The sequence below is a fragment of the Pseudomonas sp. GW456-12-10-14-LB2 genome (assembly GCF_002884345.1).
Taxonomy (GTDB): Bacteria; Pseudomonadota; Gammaproteobacteria; order Pseudomonadales; family Pseudomonadaceae; genus Aquipseudomonas; species Aquipseudomonas paraglycinae.
The window spans coordinates 1-275 of sequence record NZ_POHV01000139.1 but is presented as its reverse complement, the minus strand read 5'-3'; the positions used below and the strand labels follow the sequence as shown (position 1 = coordinate 275).

Here is a 275-nt window from a genome sequence, read left to right as displayed (position 1 = left end):
GTCGAGCACCACACCGTCGAGGAGGGCGGCCCCCGCCTCGGCGGCGATCCGGTCGAGCTCGCCGAAGGTGCCCTCGCGCAGGTCGATGCGGGGCTCGCCGGGCAGCCAGGCGGCGGCCAGGCGGTGGGCCTCGGGGTCGCGGTCGATGCCGATCACCCGCCCGGCGCCCGCCTCCAGGAGGCCGCGGGCGTAGCCCCCCGCGCCAAAGGTGCCGTCGAGCCAGGTCCCGCGCACGGGAGCGCAGGCAGCGAGAAGGGGCGCCAGGAGCACGGGGA

The 275-nt window shown here is 78.5% G+C and carries 1 protein-coding gene; it reads right to left on the bottom strand.

Translation table 11 applies throughout. The features are described from left to right. The coding region (gene mraW, locus C1X29_RS28440) for a 16S rRNA (cytosine(1402)-N(4))-methyltransferase (protein ID WP_218275715.1) at positions 1–234 on the bottom strand (234 nt) is incomplete at its 3' end. Positions 235–275: the final 41 nt, after the last annotated feature.